The organism is Thermoflavimicrobium dichotomicum (assembly GCF_900114055.1).
GTDB classification, from domain to species: Bacteria; Bacillota; Bacilli; order Thermoactinomycetales; family Thermoactinomycetaceae; genus Thermoflavimicrobium; species Thermoflavimicrobium dichotomicum.
In genome coordinates this window covers 239,185-257,630 of sequence record NZ_FORR01000001.1, presented here as the reverse complement: position 1 = coordinate 257,630, position 18,446 = coordinate 239,185, and the positions used below count along the sequence as shown (strand labels likewise).

The window sequence follows — 18,446 nt, the reverse complement described above, 5'->3', positions numbered from 1 at the left end:
TCTGTATATAGTAAAGTTGGATAGTCAGTGAAGAATAATTTGTTATTTTTTGGTGATTCAAATGAATTTGGTTAGAAATACCAATTGATTATGTATAGTTATGCATTTAGTATTATAAATATAAAATTTTTATCTAGCGTTTTTAAGATTAAGTTTGAGCATGTGAAAAGGTACGATGAAATATATAGTTCACAAGTAGGTGGAGGTGTAGGAATGAAAAGAGCCTTGATGCTGTTGGTAACCACTTTTGTGGCAGTCGCTTTGGTTTTGACCAGCTGCACGATTAAAGTTGATTTTGGTGGACAAGAGAGTGCTGCAGAAGGCAAGAAATTGACCGTGGTAACAGATGCCCAATTCCCGCCTTTTGAAAAATTGGGGACAGACGGGAAAATCATAGGGTTTGATGCAGAACTTTTAGAAGCGGTTGCGAAGGCTGCAGGAGTAGATGTCGAGCTTAAGCATGTAGGATGGGACCAGATGTTTAAAGAAGTGGATGCTGGTAAAGCAGATGCGGCTATTGCAGCGATTTCCATTACGCAAGATCGTTTGGCCAAGTATGAGTTTACGGATTCGTATTTCGTATCCAAACAGCTCATTTTGGTTCCTGTTGGTTCAAATGTTAAAACGTTAGAAGACTTAAGAGGTAAGGATATAGGCGTTCTAGCTGGATCGACTGGAGCAACTACCGTGAAAAAAGAGTTTGGTGAGAAGTATTCAAAGCTGGAAGAATATGATGATATTCCCTCAGCAGTCAAAGACTTGGCTGCAGAGCGATTGGATGCAGTTGTTGCTGATAGCGGTGTAGTGAAGTATTTTGTTCAAACGCTGGAAGAGACATCTGTAAATAAAGAAGAAAACATTTCTTCATCACAAGGTCAGACACGAATTGTAGTGAAAATTGGACGAATGAAAATTAAAGCAGTTGAAGATCCCTTTTTCCCTCCCGAAAGTTATGGGATCATGGTGAAAAAAGGAAAGACGGAAATATTACAAGAACTGAACAAAGGTTTGAAAAAGGTAAAAGAAGATGGAACCTATGATCGGATTTACCAGAAGTATTTTGGGAAAGATTAAAGATAAATATCATCTTTTCAAAAGGTACTTGGATGGAGATAAGTGGTAGAAATATTGTTTCATTTATATTATTTCATTGCATAGAAATATTTGTTTATTTACTATTATAATTGCAAGTAACTATCTTATTATTTTAATATTATAGGCGGAATGTTCACACAAATTCCAGATTGTAATAGTTAGGAGCGATGAAGATGAAAAAGGGATTTTCGGTGTTGTTGACGGCTTTCTTGGTGATGGTCTTTGTTGTAACAGGCTGTGGTTCCAAAACGGATAAAGCCAAAAAAGATACTTCGTCGATTCAAGTGGGTACAAATGCAGAATTTCCTCCATTTGAGAAATTGGAAGCAGATGGAAAAATTACTGGATTTGATGCAGAGATCCTGGATGCGATTGCCAAAGCGACAGGAATGAAAGCAGAACTGAAACATATGGGTTTTGATGCAGTATTTGATGGTCTGGATCGTGGGAAATTGGATGCAGCCATTGCGGCCATTACCATTACCGATGAGAGAAAGAACAAATACGATTTTAGTGAACCTTATTTTGAAGCAAAACAATGGATTTTAGTTCCAAAAGGTTCAAACATTAAGAGTTTGAAAGAATTAAACGGGAAAAGAATCGGAGTGCAATCAGGTACAACTGGAGAAGAAGTTGTTAAAGCAGCTTTTGGAAAAACGTATGCGAATCTCAAGGGTTATGATGTAGTTCCTGCTGCAGTGGATGATCTGCAGTTAAAACGTTTGGATGCCGTTGTTGTGGATAAAGCAGTGGCCATTGATTATCTGAAGAAACTGGGTAGCGACAAATTCCAGACGATTGAAGATCCCTCCCTTAAAACCGAGTACTATGGAATTGCTGTGAAAAAAGGGAATAAAGAGGTTTTAAATAAAATCAATGAAGGCTTGAAAAAAATTCGTCAGAACGGAACTTATGACAAAATTTATAAAAAATATTTCGGAAATAAATAGTAGGGGCTTAAATTGGGGGATTTCCCCCTTTTCTATCCTTTAAACAACCTTTTTTTATATAAATAAATAATGTTCTGTGGATATGTGGATAACTTTGTGAATAACTTGTTAACAACTGGTGAGTGAAGACGGAGGAATTTTTATTATGAGTATTGATTGGTCTGTGGTTATTGAGTATAAGGATTATTTTGTTCGCGGATTTATTACGACGATCGAATTGACTGTTGTAGCCATTGTTTTTGGTTTAATCATTGGACTCATATTGGGTTTGATGCAAATATCTGGAAAAATTTATCTCAAAGTACCTGCACGTGTGTATATTGATTTATTTCGTGGGACCCCATTATTGTTACAAATTCTGGCCATTCATTTCGCAGTGATTCCGACGATCTGGGAAGATATTTTACAGATGACTCCTCCCTCTGCTCTATTTTCTGGATTTGTGGCTTTATCTTTAAATGCAGGGGCCTATATTGCAGAAATTTTTCGGGGTGGAATTGAGTCGATTGATAAAGGACAGATGGAAGCAGCCCGTTCACTCGGAATGACATATGGACAAGCCATGCGCCTGATTGTTTTGCCACAAGCCTTTAAGCGTATGTTGCCACCACTCGGAAACGAATTTATTGCTTTGCTCAAGGATTCATCTTTGGTAACCGTCATCGCAGTCAATGATATTACGTATGCAGCATTTACAACAGCGAAGTCTACTTTGGAGAGAATGGGTCCTTATGTTACAGCTGGGGTTATGTATTTGCTCTTGACATTGGTATTATCCCGGGTAGTTTTGTATCTCGAAAAACGCTTTACACCGCAAGCTAGAAAGAAGTGAGAGTATGATTAGGGTAGAGAATTTGCAAAAAAAATATGGAGACCATCTCGTTCTCAAAGGGATTACAACGGAAATTCAAGAGCGGGAAGTGGTCTGTGTCATTGGACCAAGTGGTTCCGGTAAAAGTACTTTTTTACGTTGTTTGAATTTATTGGAGACAGTTACATCGGGAAAAGTGATTGTCAATGGTCATGATCTGACCGATCCCAAAACAAATCTGAATCAGGTGCGCTCAGAAGTGGGGATGGTCTTTCAGCAGTTTGAACTGTTTCCACATAAAAAGGTGTTAGATAATATCACACTGGCTCCGATCCATGTTCGAAAGATGCCAAAAGAGACAGCAGAGAAAAAAGCACTTGAACTTCTTCGTAAAGTGGGGTTACAAGATAAGGCTCATGCTTATCCGGAACAACTCTCGGGTGGACAAAAACAGCGGGTGGCCATTGCACGTGCTTTAGCGATGGAGCCAAAGGTCATGTTGTTTGACGAGCCAACTTCTGCTCTTGATCCGGAGATGGTAGGCGAAGTTCTGGCTGTCATGAGAGAATTGGCCAATGAAGGTATGACGATGGTTGTGGTTACCCATGAAATGGGATTTGCCCGTGAAGTGGGAGATCGTGTGCTGTTTATGGATGATGGATATATTATTGAAGAAGGTACTCCACAGGCCCTTTTTTCTTCTCCACAGCATGAGCGGACTAAAGCGTTTTTAAGCAAAGTTTTATAAATCTCCTTGAATGGCAATTGCTCCTCAAGACAAGCTTGGGGAGTTTTTTATTTTAACTGGGAAGCTGCTCTTCTATAAGTGGTGAGATGAAGGGATGAACCGAACGTGGGGGCAACTATCCTATGTTAAAAATATGTTTTTTTATTACATTTTTATTAATTTTTCTTTAACAGTTTGTAAAAAAGTTGGCAGGAATTTTTTAAGAAGAAGGGAATAGATAAATTATAAAGCGGAAGGAGGACTCACCTCATGAACTATGTCATCCGTGGTAACAATCTGGAGGTCACAGATGCATTACGAGAGTTTATTGAAAAAAAACTTTCGCGGTTGGAAAAGTATTTTGAAAAGCCAACTGATGCACATGTAGCATTGAGTGTCCAGAAAGATCATCATAAGGTGGAAGTGACAATTCCGTATCCTGGACTTTTGGTTCGTGCAGAAGAGGTCAGTGATGATATGTATGTATCTGTTGATCTCGTCATCGAAAAGCTGGAACGACAGATTCGCAAGTATAAAACGAAGGTGAATCGCAAGTTACGCCAGGATGGAAGCCTCCGCTCTCTACAGAAAGAGAACGCTTTTTCGATACAGTCTGTGGCAACTGCAACCGTAGAGCAGGAAGAAAGTGATTTTGAGATTGTTCGTCGTAAACAATTTGAACTAAAACCGATGGATACCGAAGAAGCCATTTTACAAATGGATTTATTAGGTCACAACTTCTTTGTATTTATCAATGCCGAAACGGATCAAGTGAATGTGATTTATAAGCGAAAGGACGGAAAATATGGCTTGATTGAGCCTGAATGAGAGATAAATTCAGCCTAACATCTTTGGGGATGTTAGGCTTTTTATGTAGAATTGCTCATGTTACATGATGACAGACTGTTCCCTCCCTGAATTTGGGGAAGAAGTGGTCTTGTTTGGAAACGAGTTCAAGGATCAGTTGTCATTGTCATGATATGAATATATTTTTTTAATTAGCTATGTTATCATAAACAAAGTGAAGATCATTGACTTGCTTGTTTGCGTAGTTATTTTAAAAATAATTGAGGAATTTTTTCGTTCAAAGCAGATACATAAATCATTAGGGGGTTTTCATGCATGAAAGTCGTCACCGTGGTGGGGGCTCGTCCACAATTTATCAAGGCTGCACCTGTATCTCGTGCCTTAAGAAAAGTGGGACAAGAAATTTTGGTACATACTGGACAGCATTATGATAAATCCATGTCCGATGTATTCTTCGAAGAATTGAATATTCCTGTACCTGACTATCATTTGCATGTTGGTTCCAAATCACATGGTGCCCAAACGGGGGACATGCTCGCGAAAGTAGAAGAGGTTTTATTGAAAGAGAAACCGGATTGTTTGTTGGTTTATGGAGATACGAACTCTACCTTGGCGGGAGCGTTGGCTGCTGCTAAGTTACATATCCCTGTTGCTCATGTGGAAGCGGGTTTGAGAAGTTTTAATCGTCGGATGCCAGAAGAAATTAACCGTGTGTTGACCGATCATGTCTCAAAATGGCTATTTTGTCCAACCAAAACGGCTGTATCCCATCTAAATAATGAAGGCATCACACAGGGAGTCTTTTTAGTGGGCGATGTGATGTTGGATGCGGTAAATTACAATCGTCAGCTAGCATTACAGGAATCCAGGGTTTTAAGCCAGTTTGGTTTGGAGGCAAATCGCTATCTTCTTATTACGTTGCACCGGGCTGAAAATACAGATGATCCTGCCAGACTCAAAGAAATTATTGAGGCGGTTAATGAACTTGACACTCCAGCAGTTTTGCCTCTTCATCCGCGAACACACGGAAAACTGGAACAATTCGGATTGAAGATTCAAAACCCTTATGTTTTGGTCATTGAGCCTGTTGGCTATTTGGATATGTTGCAACTGGAAGTTCATGCACAAAAAATCTTGACAGATTCGGGTGGTGTACAGAAGGAAGCCTTTTTTGCACAAGTTCCATGTATTACCATGCGCGATGAAACAGAGTGGGTCGAAACCGTTGAGTTAGGAGCCAATGTATTGGTTGGTGCCAATAAAGAGAAAATCTTGGATGCAGTAGAGCATTTTACAGTTGATTTTAATGAGATTCCCCTCGTATTTGGAGACGGAAAAGCAGCAGAAAAAATTGTTAATCAGTTGATGCAGGATTTAAATTAATTTCAAGTATGCCGGGCTTACCTTTAGCTCAATTTATAAAGGAAGCCCGTTCTTCGCTTTGGCTGCTTTTTGACTTTTTGAGTAGGGGGATACAAAAAACAATACTTGTATGTTACATTGAATGTGTGTTTTTGCTTTCTATATGATTGTACCTAAATGTTAGAATAAAATTTTTCATGTGTCTGAGGATGGGGTAAGGTGATAGAAAAGATATTTAGTCAAAAACGTCTTGAACTAATCTTTTATTTCATGATTGCTTTTGCTTTATTGGGACCTACACTTGGTATTGATCTGCATCCAGAATTTAAATTAACTTTTTTCCGGATTGCCTTTTTCGTTCTTCTGGCTTTTCTGATCATTCGATTTCTCAAATATAAAGATCTGGAAGCATCGCATTTGTATCCAATCCGCTGGTATATTGCATTTTTTGCTTTTTGGTTTATCTATGCAGTTATTTCACTGGCTTGGGTCATTCAGATAAAGTTTGGAATTCGTTATGTGTTCTTTTTGTTTATGATGATTCTGCTTTGTCTTGCCTTTCCTTATTTTGCCCGGGACGAAAAACGAATTTGGCGGTCTCTGGGCGTGGCTTTTGCTGTCTTTAGTATCATGGTGTATTTCGGCTTGTTTGAGTCCGTTACTTATTTTCATTTACCTTCTTCACGCTATTGGGGAAGCAAAAGTGCTTCTGTTACTTCTTTCTTTCAAAACCAAAACGATTTTGCCACCACGATTACACTTGCTCTCCCGTTTTTGGCAACAGCCTTGCATACTTTAAACTTGAGAAGAAAAATGAAGGTTTTTCTTTACTTTACCATTATCTTTGCTTTGTATTGTTTATTGGCTACAGGCTCACGTAGCAATACCTTTTTTGCACTCCCGTTGATCTTCGTTGTATGGGTCATCGCTTTGCCTTTTACGGTTCCAAAAGAGAAGTTAACCAAAAACAATATATTCAAGGGTGTTGCGGTCGTCTTGTCTATTGCCTTGATTGTAGGATTACTCAGCCAGTTTTTATTGGCGGAAAATGGAAGGGCCAAATTGGCTAGTACCATTGGTATTTTTCAGGATCTCAAAAGTGGAACCATGAACATCCATGAGTTGGATGAAGTGGAAAAAGGGGAAGGAACTGGTGGGCAAAGCATTACCGTGCGTAAATATCTGCTCCTTTATGGTCTGGACTTTTTACAAAAAAGCCATTATTTGGGTGTAGGAGCAGGAAATGTAGAAGCACATATGAAAGGGAAAAAGGGAGTCAATAAAGTAAATATCCATAACTGGTGGGCTGAAGTCCTGGTCAATTTTGGTGTGATTGTGTTTGTACTGTATATGGCTTTGTACCTTTGGTTGTTATACCAATTATGGCTTTTGGCCCAAATCAAAAAATCTCCATCGATTTCACCTGTAATTCGTTGGGGAGCGATCGCAAGTTTATTGTCATTGATCGGCTTTTTCTTTGGAGCGATTGCCCCAAGCTCATGTATTCACTTTACTCCGATGTGGTCAACGATAGGAATTGCGTTGGCGATTGTAGCCATTGGTAATAAACAAAAACAGAAAGCTTGAAACAATGGAATAAACATGTAAAAACTCACTTAAGGAAGTGAAAAAGGTTGCGTATTTGGTTAGTGAATCATTATGCTGTACCGCCAAACATTGCCGGAATTACGCGTCACTATGAACTAGCCAAAGAATGGGCAGAAGTAGAAAAGGCTGATGTGACATTGTGGATGTCTAGATTTGTTCATCCGAGACGGACTTTTATTACCAAAGAAGAGAAAAATGCACTGGAAAAAGTAGACAGACTGGAGCTCAAATGGCTTTGGTCTTTTCCGCATAAGAAAAATGATTTTCGTCGCATCATCAATATGGTCAGTTTTGCCACAGTCTTCTTTTTCCGGGGATTGTTTACGAATCGTCCAGATGTGATAGTGGCCTCTTCACCCCATTTGTTTACTGGGTTTGTGGGCTGGTTACTGGCAAAAATCAAAAAATGCCCGTTTGTGTTTGAAGTTCGGGATTTATGGCCAGATTCTTTAATAAAAATGGGCGGATTAAACAATGGTTTGGTTGTTCGTATTTTAACCTGGATGGAATCATTTTTGTATCGCAACGCAGATCGAATCGTGGTATTGACCGAACATCAGCGGAAGTTTATTCAGAATAAGGGAATTGATCAGGGGAAAATTGAACTCATTCCTAATGGAATTGTTCTTGGTTCATGGAAACCTGATCCAGACCGTAAAGAGGAGTTCAAACGGAGAATGGGAGTCCCTGTTGATGATTTTGTTGCGATTTATACAGGAGCCCATGGGCCAGCCAATGCTTTGGAGTATGTCGTGAAAGCAGGAAAATATTTGCCAAGAGATGTTCATGTCGTTTTAATCGGAGATGGCCCGGAAAAAGAAAGATTGATTCAGATTAAGCAAGAAGAAGGTTTGGAGAATGTTCACTTTTTAGATCCTGTCCCTAAAGCGGATATTTTTGATTATACTTACGCTGCGGATTGTGGGATTATTTCATTGGCAGATAATGAAGTATTCCGTGGAGCGCGCCCGAATAAACTCTTTGATTATGCTTTTGTAGGTAAACCCATTATCACCACAGTGGATGGGGAAGTACGTGAAATTGTAGAGAAAAATGGTTTGGGAGTTTTTAGTGGAGCTGAAGATCCAGAAGGTTTAGCCAAAGCCATCGAAGAGGTGCGTACCTATACACCTGATTTATTGGACCAAATTGCAAAAAATGGCCGAGATTATATTGATCGTGAAGGCGACCGTAAAAAACTGGCACATCGTTTCTTTGCTATGTTTAAAGAGCTGGTACAAGTGGCTTCAAGCCAAAAAACAGCAGAAACGAAATAATCTGCAATAATAGAAGAAAAAGTCTAGTATTCCTGTTTCTTCGGAATACTAGACTTTTTTCCTATCGTTCATTTTATTGATGATGGAATCTGAAAAAATGTGGGGATTGTCGTAAAAAAGCCGCCAGATAAATGGACGATCTAGCGGCCTTCTGCAATCCCGTTACTTTTTTGTGTCACAGTGTTTTTCGAGTCCTCCCAAATAGTTGATAAATTTAGTGACGTTCGGAGCCCAATTACTGTTCGTGTCATGTATGTCATTGTCTGCGCCCACAGGTGCATAGATCGGTGCAATTTCTTTAGGGAGTTCCAGTCCCTTACTGATATAATTACGATATAAGTTGGATGTCATGGCTTCGATACCTTCTTCCAGCGTATCAAACTGTTGAAATTCCATTGGGTTTTTGGGGTCCATCAGACCCCCAGGATTGTTATATTTTTTTACCACATTGGATGTACCCTTCCCGGTTTCAAACAAAGCGATAGCGGTAACCAGTATGGGATCTACCCCATATTTTCTTCCAAACTCAATAAATGCTGTTCCTTTATTTTTGAAAACCCCTTTATTCTCCAGTTTGCTGTTTAATTCCTTGACAGAAATGGGTTGGTTGCTGGGTCTGCAAATAACATAGTCGTCTGGCATTGTTGAGAGAAGGTAGTTATCGTAATAAGTGGAAGACCGAAACCAAAAGTAAGCTATTACGATCATGCTAATGAAGATTAGACTGAAACCAATTACTTTCGATGTTTTTCTCATATGATCACTTAACGATTGGATTTTTTTCTTTTATAGGTAAATTAAGGATGTATTGCATTTTTATATATTTTGTTTTTTATTCTAACATAGTTATAATTAGAGTGCTATGTAAAAAGTATGAACAATCCTTTGGAGAATTTTAAGACACCTTTTCGTACTGGATCACGTTAAAGAATATGGAAGGAAAAAGGGTGGATAGGGACGAATGATTTCAATCTACATGTGCGGAAAAAAGTGAAAAATGGCCGGATATTTGTTAAACTAATAGTCAGTACTTTTTCTTTAACTTGGATGATGATCAGTTGTTTGAGTATATATTTTCATTTTAATGTTTGGAGGGATGAAGGTGTTAAAAGCCCTTCGGAAATTATTTGATGCCAATGAGCGAACACTCGCTAAATATTCCAAAATCGTTGATAAAATCGAAGCACTCGAACCGCAAATTAGCTCGTTATCCGATTCTGAATTACGAGCCAAAACGGATGAATTTAAAAAGCGACTTCAAGATGGAGAAACGTTAGATGATCTATTGGTTGAAGCCTATGCGGTTGTCCGTGAAGCGGCGAAACGGGTTCGGGGTGAGCGGCATTTCCGGGTACAGCTCCTTGGTGGGATTGTTTTGCACCATGGTGATATTGCGGAAATGAAAACAGGTGAAGGAAAAACATTGGTTTCTACTTTGCCTGCTTATCTAAATGCATTGAGTGGTAAAGGAGTTCATGTTGTCACGGTTAACGATTACCTGGCGAAACGTGACAGAGAGTTAATGGGGCCTATTTTTGAGTTTTTAGGCTTAACGGTTGGACTTAACTTGCCCATGATGTCTCCAGAAGAAAAACGGTCTGCTTATCAGGCGGATATCACTTATGGTACCAATAATGAATTTGGCTTTGACTATCTGCGTGATAATATGGTTCTCTATCCAGAGCAATTGGTACAACGGGAATTGAACTATGCCATTATCGATGAGGTTGACAGTATTCTGATTGATGAAGCACGTACTCCATTGATTATCAGTGGACAGGCAAGTAAGGCAACCGATTTGTATTATGTAGCGGATAAGATTGTACGTCGGTTAAAGGCAGATGAAGACTATACCATTGATATTAAAACAAAACAGGTTTCGCTCACTGAAGAGGGTGCAAAGAAAGTAGAATCTTTCTTGGGTATTGATAACCTGTATGATCTCAAGAACATTACGCTTAATCATCATATTCAACAGGCTTTGAAGGCTCATACATTGATGAAGCGCGATGAGGATTATGTCGTCAATGAAGATGGTGTTGTGATTGTAGATGAGTTTACTGGACGTCTCATGCATGGTCGTCGCTATAGTGATGGACTGCACCAGGCGATCGAAGCAAAAGAGGGTTTGCAAGTTCAGCGGGAAAGCATGACCTTGGCAACAATTACTTTGCAAAACTACTTCCGTATGTATAAAAAATTGGCTGGAATGACGGGAACAGCCAAGACCGAAGAAGAAGAGTTTCGCACGATCTATAATATGAATGTGGTGCAGATTCCTACTCACCGTCCAATGATCCGTAAGGATTTGTCGGATGTTCTGTACAAGACGGAAGATGCGAAGTTTAGAGCGGTTGTTCGTGAAATTAAAGAACGGCATGCAAAAGGTCAGCCAGTCTTGGTTGGGACTGTGTCCATCGAAAAATCGGAAAAGTTATCCCGGATGCTAAAAAAAGAAGGCATTCCACACCAGGTCTTGAATGCCAAAAACCATGAGCGCGAAGCAGAAATTATTGCTCAGGCCGGTCAACGTGGAATGGTGACCATTTCTACGAATATGGCAGGTCGTGGTACCGACATCAAGCTCGGTGAAGGTGTGGATAAACTAGGTGGATTACATGTCATTGGAACAGAACGGCATGAAAGCCGCCGGATTGACAACCAGTTGCGTGGTCGCTCCGGACGTCAAGGTGACCCGGGTTCTTCGCAATTCTTTTTATCATTCTCGGATGAGCTCATGCGGCGTTTTGGTTCAGAACGCATGGAGGCAATGCTGGAGAAACTGGGGCTGGAAGAAGATCAAGCCATCGAAGGAAAAATGTTTACCAAAGCGGTTGAGAATGCGCAAAAGAAAGTGGAAGCAAACAACTTTGACGCACGTCGTTGGGTTTTACAATATGATAACGTCCTGAATGATCAAAGGGAAATTATTTATAAACAGCGCCGCGAAGTATTGATGAGTGACGATTTGACTGATAACGTGCTAGCGATGGCGAAATCGGTAATTGAACGTGTCGTTAAAGTGCATACCAATGGAGAGTTGGAAGAAGACTGGAACCTGGAAGCGATTGTCGACTTTGTATCCAGCAATATACTGCCAGAAGGAAGAATTAAAGAAGAGGATTTAGAGGATAAAGAGCCAGAAGAAATGATTCAGGCCATTTATGATGAAGTAGTGGCGTTTTATGAGGAGCGAAAAGAAGAATTAGGTAACGAACGCCTCCAAGAGTTTTCGAAAGTCGTGATTTTGCGAACCGTTGATCGTAAATGGATGGATCATATCGATGCAATGGAAGAGTTGCGTCAGGGAATCCATTTGCGAGCATATGGACAGGACAATCCGCTACGTTCCTATCAATTTGAAGGACGAGCGATGTATGATCAAATGGTCGAAGAGATTGAAGAAGAAGTTGTGAAATATGTAATGAAATCCGTTATCCATGATGAAGATGAGATCGAACGTGAAGAAGTTGCTGTGAATACAGTTGCAACTTCGGGCGGTCAGGAAGGAAAAGAAGATTCGAAAAAGCAGCCAATCCGCCGTGGTGAAAAAATTGGTCGGAATGAGCCATGCCCGTGCGGTAGCGGGAAAAAGTATAAAAACTGTTGTCAGAAGTCCAAAAAACTGCAGAGTGTTAATTCATGAAGCCTTACATGATAAGGGAAGGATTTCCCTCCAGGGTCGTTGACAAATCAGGATTCTTGTTCCGGTTGAGAAACTGTAGCTTGTATTGATAGAGCAGGATCGAAACGGAAAAGGAATCCCGGCGCCAAATTGGAGCTGTGTCAACAATCTATATGGGGGAAGAACCTTCCCTACCATTTTTTATATGGAGCCCATGCTTTTTTCTATGGTGAAACCGGGTTATAATGTATAAAGATGTTGAAATAGAGGTGAACGATATGGAACTGAATGAAATGAAGCATGAGTTGGCAAATACAGCCAAGCGTTTGGCGGATATTAGGGGGTCTCTTTGACTTCGATTCGAAGCAAGCCAAATTAAGCCAATTGGAAGAACAAATGGCTGCACCTGATTTCTGGAATGATCAGTCAGCAGCACAAAAAGTGATCGACGAAATGAAGCATCTAAAAGAGCAGATTGAAAAAATTACCGAACTTGAAGAAAAACAAGAAGAGTTGCAAATGATGTTGGAATTGTTGGCTGAAGAGGAAGATCCAGCATTAATGGCAGAACAGGTGAAAGAAATCCAGGCGTTAAAGAAGGAGTTGGACTCCTTTGAATTAAACATGATGTTAAACGAACCCTACGATAAAAATAACGCCATTATTGAGTTGCATCCAGGAGCTGGAGGAACTGAGTCGCAAGATTGGGCATCTATGCTCTTGCGCATGTATACACGTTGGGCTGAGAAGAATGGGTACAAGGTTGAAACATTGGATTATCTTCCAGGTGAGGAAGCTGGGATTAAGAGTGTAACCCTACTTGTTAAAGGTCCGAATGCTTATGGATATTTAAAGGCAGAAAAAGGGGTTCATCGTTTGGTGCGCATTTCTCCTTTTGATGCTTCAGGTCGTCGGCATACTTCATTTGCTTCCTTAAATGTGATGCCTGAAGTGGATAATGATATTGATATCGAAATAAAGCCGGATGAAATCAAGATTGATACGTATCGCTCAAGTGGAGCGGGTGGCCAGCACGTTAATACAACCGACTCGGCCGTTCGAATTACCCATTTGCCAACAGGCATTGTGGTTACATGTCAATCCGAGCGTTCGCAAATCAAAAACAGAGAACGGGCGATGAAAATTTTAAAAGCGAGACTCTATGAACGCAAGCTGGAAGAGCAACAAAAAGAATTAAATGAATTAAAAGGAGAACAAACAGAGATTGGCTGGGGTAACCAAATCCGTTCGTATGTTTTCCATCCTTACAGCATGGTAAAAGATCATCGGACCCAAGTAGAAGTCGGAAATGTGCAAGCTGTCATGGATGGAGAGATTACACCATTTATTGAAGCATATCTTCGACAACAAATGAAAAAGGCATAAGCTGTTGTGATCCACAATGTCATGGAAATATGAGGAATTAAAGAACGAGGTGACAAAAGCCAATGGCTCAGTGGGAGCATATCTTGGTAGAGCAGGGTGGAAACTGGGTACTACTGACACTGTCGCGTCCAAAAGTACTTAATGCATTAAATAGAGAGTTGCTTGAAGAGCTGGATGAAGCGATTACTTGGGTAGAATCAAGTGATGATATTCGTGTTGTTATCATAACCGGAGCAGGAGAAAAAGCTTTTGTAGCTGGAGCGGATATTACTGAGCTTCGGGAAATTTCATCGGCTATTGAAGCAGAGCAATTGGCTTTAATTGGCCAGCGTGTGTTTAATCGAATTGAAAACTTGTCTAAGCCGGTGATTATGGCAGTCAATGGTTTTGCACTAGGCGGGGGCTGTGAGCTGGCGATGTGTGGAGATATCATTTTGGCTGCTGAAAATGCACGGTTTGGACAGCCAGAAATTAATTTAGGTGTAATTCCTGGATATGGTGGGACTCAAAGGCTTGCGAGAGCTGTTGGCAAAAATATGGCCAAGTATTTATGTATGACAGGTGATTTTCTGTCTGCTGCTGAAGCCAAGGAATTAGGTCTCGTTCAAAAAATATTCCCAAGTGACTTGTTGTTAATTGAAGCTAAAAAATTGGCTGAAAAGATTGCACAAAAAGCACCGATTGCACTAAACTTAATCAAAAAAGCAATTCATCAAGGTTTGGATGCTGATTTAGAGACAGGCTTAAAAATGGAAGCTGCTTACTTTGGTCTTACTTTTCAAACGGAAGATCGCATAGAAGGAATGGACGCTTTTTTACAAAAAAGACAGCCACAGTTTAAAGGTCAATAAGTCGGTGTATTAAGCCGTCGTTGTTGTATTTGTCTGGTTCATTGTGAGGCCGATCAGGCAGAGTGAAAAGGGTTTCCCGATGGTTCAATTTTAGCCGGCATCAATGCCGGCTTTCCTTGTGAAACTGCTCATTACATTCCGTCAAATATCATAAAAGGAGGTTTATGCTGATGGAATTTTTAACAAATCCAATTTTATGGATTGGAATTGCAGTAGTATTGATCGGTGTCATTATTGTTAGTATTGTCATTAGCAAGCGAAGAAAAAAGGAACTGGAAGAACTGGATAAATTGTTTCCTGGAGATGCAGTACAAACAGATACAGAACGCATTTCTGTAGAAAAAGTACGTCGGGCAACCTTGGAAAGAGAGAAAAAAATGAAAGAGAAAAGAAAAGAGCTTGAGCAAAGAAAACCACGTAAGGTTTTACCAGATGAAGATAAAGAGATTATTACTTCTTCGGATCTGATCGGGGCGCAGGAAAAAGAAGAGCCCGAGCCCAAACCAGAAAAAAGATTGGGAAGACGTTCTGGAAGGGATCAGGGCAAAAACGGTTTGTCCAGGTCAACAAGAAGTGGCGCAAAGAAAACCACGGAAACAGGTGTCTTAGAAGTGAACATGACTACGAAAAAAGTGTCGATTGAATCTCAACCAAATGAAAACATGAGTTCATCGGAAAGTAGGCGGATGTACAAAAAAAGCTTGCTCAATCCAGATAGAATCATTGGAAGTGAGAGTTCAGGTCATCAATCTCAACCTACTTCCGTCCTTTCAAAAAGTTTATTGACAAAAGGAAATACTCAACCGCCACAACCTGGAGAAGATACTTCGGATTCATCAAAAAGAAAACAAAAATAAGGCTGCATGAATCTGAAAGGAGTATGAAAGATGACTAAAAAATGGGCTTTTTTTGCTGTCATTGTTTCTGTTGGCTTGTTGGCAGCTTGTAGTCAAACATCACAGTCAAATCAACAAACAAAATCAACAAATGATGTTTCTCTGGCACCTGAAGAAACCTATGCCAATAATTGTGCAAGTTGCCATGGAGGAAATTTGGAAGGGCGAATCGGTCCGAATTTGGAAAAAATTGGCGGTAAAATGACCAAAGATCAGATTGTAAAAGTAATTAAAGAGGGAAAAGGAGATATGCCAGGACAACCTCAAATTTCTGATCAGGCAAGAGAAAAACTGGCAGAATGGCTGGCAGGTAAAAAATAGCGATATTGGAAAGATAAACGGTTAACTGATCGTGTATTGATTTTACGTTGCTCTCCATGAAATAATGAAATGATGTTGGCGAGAAAAATGATTTTAGATTCTCATAGAAGTCCTTGGTACAAGCTTAATTTTATGGTTGATCAATAGCATTTTATTGATCGATGTGTTAAGATAGTATTGTAGAAAGGATATTTATCTTCGCCGTCATCTGCTATCTAACTAAAGGGGAGTAGCTATAACAACAAAGTCGTCATTACGGGAAGTTTTATATGTTCCCCGGCTTTGTTGACAACATAGCCTTGTTGTTAGCGAGACCTTTACTTTCTTGGAGAAAAGTAAAGGTCTTTTTATTTTGATATAAAAGAGGAGAATGGACATGGAATACCTGTCTACTGATTTTTTGTCCGTTTTGTTTTCAATTATCATTATTGATTTGGTGTTAGCTGGAGATAATGCGATTGTAATCGGATTGGCGGCAAAAAATTTACCTCAAAATAAGCAAAAGCAAGTTATTTTATGGGGAACCATTGGAGCCTTGATCATGCGAATGATCTGTACCTTCGCTGTTGTATGGTTGCTCAAAATTCCTGGGTTGTTACTAACTGGTGGATTGATACTCGTTTGGATTGCTTGTAAATTGTTATTCGATGAAAATGAACCTGATCATGTCAAGGCTGATGACAATGCGTGGACGGCCATTCGTACCATTGTCATTGCGGATACGGTCATGGGATTGGATAATGTTCTAGCGATTGCAGGTGCTGCACATGGTCATTATTTGTTAGTGGTTATGGGTCTTCTGATCAGCGTGCCCATTATTATTTGGGGAAGTACATTATTTCTTAAATTAATGGAGCGTTTTCCGTGGATTATTTACATGGGATCAGGAGTACTTGCTTGGACAGCGGCAAAAATGATAGTGGATGATCATCTGGTTAAGTCATTTTTTATCGAAAATGTCTGGTTGAAATATGCAGTTATTATTGGTATTATTTCTTTTGTCCTTCTAGTCGGTAGATTATTAAAAGAAAGAAAAATGAACTCTGATTGAAAGTAAATACAATCTGTTTAAATGGATGTAAAAAGTGACGTCTGTTGGAATTTCTTTCAATTTATATACTAATTCAAGGGGAGTTATTCGGTATAATAAAAGGGAAAAATGCTTCCATTTCATATTTTATGGTGGGGCGAATGGAGGAAGTCATAGATGTGGAAGTTCGAGGCTTTTATTAATTTCATTAGTTACATAGCTGTAGCTATCCCTCTATTAGCTGTAGGAATTTTTATTTTTATATTATCAACCCCCTATAAGGAATTTGTTTTACTGAAAGAAGGGGCAAACAGTTCGGATCCGCAAAAAACGGCAGCAGCAAAGGCCGTTGCGTACGATTTAAGCGGAAAAATTATTGGATTGACGATAGTATTGGCCTCATCCATTTTTAATTCTGTTCCTTTAGTCGATTTGGCTATTTGGGGAGGATTAGGGATTCTCTTGCAAATCATCGTTTTTTATTTATTTCATTTACTTGCCCCCATAAATGTTCTGGCAGAGATTCCGAAAGGAAATGTGGCAGTTGCTATCTTTTCTTCTAATCTTAGTATGATCACTGGCGTGATATTGGCTGCTCTTGTTAACTATTAGGACTGGTGAAAATAAAGGAGCTTACAAAATGCTTAGGTTAGAGTACCGTTTCCTGGATGAAGAAAGAGGTTTCCCCATTGTTTCGTATTATGATCCGATTAGTAAGGATGAGATATTACTGCGCTTTGCTTGTGATTATCTTGTACAGGATCATAAGGTATATGAGAAAACATCTTGTGCGATCGAGGATGGCGTTTATATCATTTATGTTAAAGTTGATGAGGAGAAAAAGATTAAGAATCCTGGTTTGATATTCATGCCAGATTGGAAGGGAATTCGAATTGAAGTCAGACATTATCAAAAGGAGACCAAAAAAGATTTGTTGATTCATTCATTCACTTTCTTTGATTCACAGGAGGCTTTAGCTCATTTGATGAGCGATTTCATTTACTTGGAAGGTAAAGAATGGGAAAAACTTTTTGCCGAGGTAGACGAAAATCGAAAGGTATATGTGTATTATGCCCAGCCGACTTCGGCAATCATCTGATGAGAGGGGCTTGTAAGGATGAGTGAAAATCGTAATTCTTTTCACAATGATCCGTTTCTTCAACCATCTTTTGGTTCTTCCAATCAACAGAATAGCTACCCTTTTCAAGGGCCAGGACAATCTCCCAATCAGCAAGGCAGCCTTTTTGGCGAACCAAATTCATTTCAACAACCAAGTGGAAACCTTGGACCGTTTTCATCGCAACCTTTTGGGCAACAACCATTTAACAATCAGAATAGTCCGTTTGGCTCTGCTGGTTCTGTCCCGCCAAATCCATTCCCACAACCAAATGTTGTTCAAAATTCAGTGAATCAAGGCGGAGGATGGTCAGGAAATCAGATGCCACCTGAACAAAAACCAAAGAAAAAACGGAAGGTTGGCAAGATTGTTGGTTTGTTTCTGGCTTCTGTGATTGGTTTTGCAGCTTGTCAGGCAATGTTCGATGATGATGTTGATGATGAGGATCTCTGCTATGATGACAACAACGATGGGTATTGTGATGATAACTTGCAGCGTCACGAACCTGAAGTATATAAAGTGTCCAACGGTAAAAAACTTTATCTTCGCATCACGGATGATGATGACTCTTTTGGAGGCTAAA

At 39.7% G+C, this 18,446-nt stretch carries 18 protein-coding genes; 17 read left to right on the top strand and 1 reads right to left on the bottom strand.

The window, feature by feature from the left end; all coding sequences use genetic code 11:
• Positions 1-213 precede the first annotated feature (213 nt).
• The 8 genes from BMZ78_RS01190 to BMZ78_RS01155 all read left to right on the top strand — a co-directional run bounded on the left by BMZ78_RS01190 (position 214) and on the right by BMZ78_RS01155 (position 8,637).
• The gene (locus BMZ78_RS01190; protein ID WP_175482228.1) at positions 214-1,074 is read left to right on the top strand and encodes a transporter substrate-binding domain-containing protein; all 861 of its coding nucleotides are present in this window, start codon (positions 214-216) and stop codon (positions 1,072-1,074) included.
• Positions 1,075-1,268: 194 nt separating this feature from the next.
• A complete protein-coding gene (locus tag BMZ78_RS01185) occupies positions 1,269-2,045 on the top strand; it encodes a basic amino acid ABC transporter substrate-binding protein (protein ID WP_245739682.1) in 777 nt (258 codons plus the stop codon).
• A gap of 145 nt (positions 2,046-2,190) precedes the next feature.
• Positions 2,191-2,877, top strand: a complete 687-nt coding sequence (locus tag BMZ78_RS01180; protein WP_175482227.1) for an amino acid ABC transporter permease — start codon at positions 2,191-2,193, stop codon at positions 2,875-2,877.
• Positions 2,878-2,881: 4 nt separating this feature from the next.
• Positions 2,882-3,604, top strand: coding sequence for an amino acid ABC transporter ATP-binding protein (locus BMZ78_RS01175; RefSeq protein WP_093227254.1), 723 nt, complete (start codon positions 2,882-2,884; stop codon positions 3,602-3,604).
• Between the two features lie 249 nt (positions 3,605-3,853).
• Positions 3,854-4,411, top strand: a complete 558-nt coding sequence (hpf, locus tag BMZ78_RS01170; RefSeq protein ID WP_093227252.1) for a ribosome hibernation-promoting factor, HPF/YfiA family — start codon at positions 3,854-3,856, stop codon at positions 4,409-4,411.
• A gap of 294 nt (positions 4,412-4,705) precedes the next feature.
• Complete coding sequence (gene wecB / locus BMZ78_RS01165; protein WP_093227250.1) at positions 4,706-5,773, top strand: non-hydrolyzing UDP-N-acetylglucosamine 2-epimerase; 1,068 nt, start codon at positions 4,706-4,708, stop codon at positions 5,771-5,773.
• A 198-nt stretch (positions 5,774-5,971) separates the two neighbouring features.
• Complete coding sequence (locus BMZ78_RS01160) at positions 5,972-7,339, top strand: O-antigen ligase family protein (protein WP_093227248.1); 1,368 nt, start codon at positions 5,972-5,974, stop codon at positions 7,337-7,339.
• Positions 7,340-7,386: 47 nt separating this feature from the next.
• The gene (locus BMZ78_RS01155) at positions 7,387-8,637 is read left to right on the top strand and encodes a glycosyltransferase family 4 protein (RefSeq protein WP_093227246.1); all 1,251 of its coding nucleotides are present in this window, start codon (positions 7,387-7,389) and stop codon (positions 8,635-8,637) included.
• A gap of 162 nt (positions 8,638-8,799) precedes the next feature.
• Here the strand turns inward: BMZ78_RS01155 and BMZ78_RS01150 are convergent, their stop codons facing one another.
• Positions 8,800-9,393 carry a glucosaminidase domain-containing protein gene (locus BMZ78_RS01150; protein WP_093227243.1) on the bottom strand — a complete coding sequence of 198 codons (594 nt, stop codon included), beginning with the start codon at positions 9,391-9,393 and terminating at the stop codon, positions 8,800-8,802.
• Between the two features lie 346 nt (positions 9,394-9,739).
• On the opposite strand from BMZ78_RS01150, the gene secA reads away from it, so the two are divergent.
• The 9 genes from secA (at position 9,740) to BMZ78_RS01105 (ending at position 18,445) form a co-directional block, all read left to right on the top strand.
• Positions 9,740-12,283, top strand: coding sequence for a preprotein translocase subunit SecA (gene secA, locus BMZ78_RS01145; RefSeq protein WP_093227241.1), 2,544 nt, complete (start codon positions 9,740-9,742; stop codon positions 12,281-12,283).
• Between the two features lie 257 nt (positions 12,284-12,540).
• A protein-coding gene (gene prfB, locus BMZ78_RS01140; RefSeq protein WP_139203242.1) for a peptide chain release factor 2 occupies positions 12,541-13,648 on the top strand; the annotation gives its coding sequence in 2 pieces (ribosomal slippage) (positions 12,541-12,612 and positions 12,614-13,648; 1,107 coding nt in all).
• 62 nt (positions 13,649-13,710) lie between these two features.
• Complete coding sequence (locus tag BMZ78_RS01135; RefSeq protein ID WP_093227237.1) at positions 13,711-14,499, top strand: enoyl-CoA hydratase/isomerase family protein; 789 nt, start codon at positions 13,711-13,713, stop codon at positions 14,497-14,499.
• A 170-nt stretch (positions 14,500-14,669) separates the two neighbouring features.
• Positions 14,670-15,356 (top strand): hypothetical protein, encoded by a 687-nt coding sequence (locus BMZ78_RS01130; protein WP_093227235.1) that lies wholly within the window; start codon positions 14,670-14,672, stop codon positions 15,354-15,356.
• A 30-nt stretch (positions 15,357-15,386) separates the two neighbouring features.
• Entirely contained in the window at positions 15,387-15,716 is a 330-nt protein-coding gene (locus BMZ78_RS01125) for a c-type cytochrome (RefSeq protein WP_093227233.1), read from the top strand.
• Positions 15,717-16,092: 376 nt separating this feature from the next.
• Entirely contained in the window at positions 16,093-16,767 is a 675-nt protein-coding gene (locus tag BMZ78_RS01120) for a TerC family protein (protein ID WP_093227231.1), read from the top strand.
• A 156-nt stretch (positions 16,768-16,923) separates the two neighbouring features.
• Complete coding sequence (locus BMZ78_RS01115; RefSeq protein WP_093227229.1) at positions 16,924-17,358, top strand: DUF350 domain-containing protein; 435 nt, start codon at positions 16,924-16,926, stop codon at positions 17,356-17,358.
• A gap of 28 nt (positions 17,359-17,386) precedes the next feature.
• Entirely contained in the window at positions 17,387-17,845 is a 459-nt protein-coding gene (locus tag BMZ78_RS01110) for a hypothetical protein (protein ID WP_093227227.1), read from the top strand.
• Positions 17,846-17,863: 18 nt separating this feature from the next.
• Complete coding sequence (locus BMZ78_RS01105; RefSeq protein ID WP_093227225.1) at positions 17,864-18,445, top strand: hypothetical protein; 582 nt, start codon at positions 17,864-17,866, stop codon at positions 18,443-18,445.
• Position 18,446: the final 1 nt, after the last annotated feature.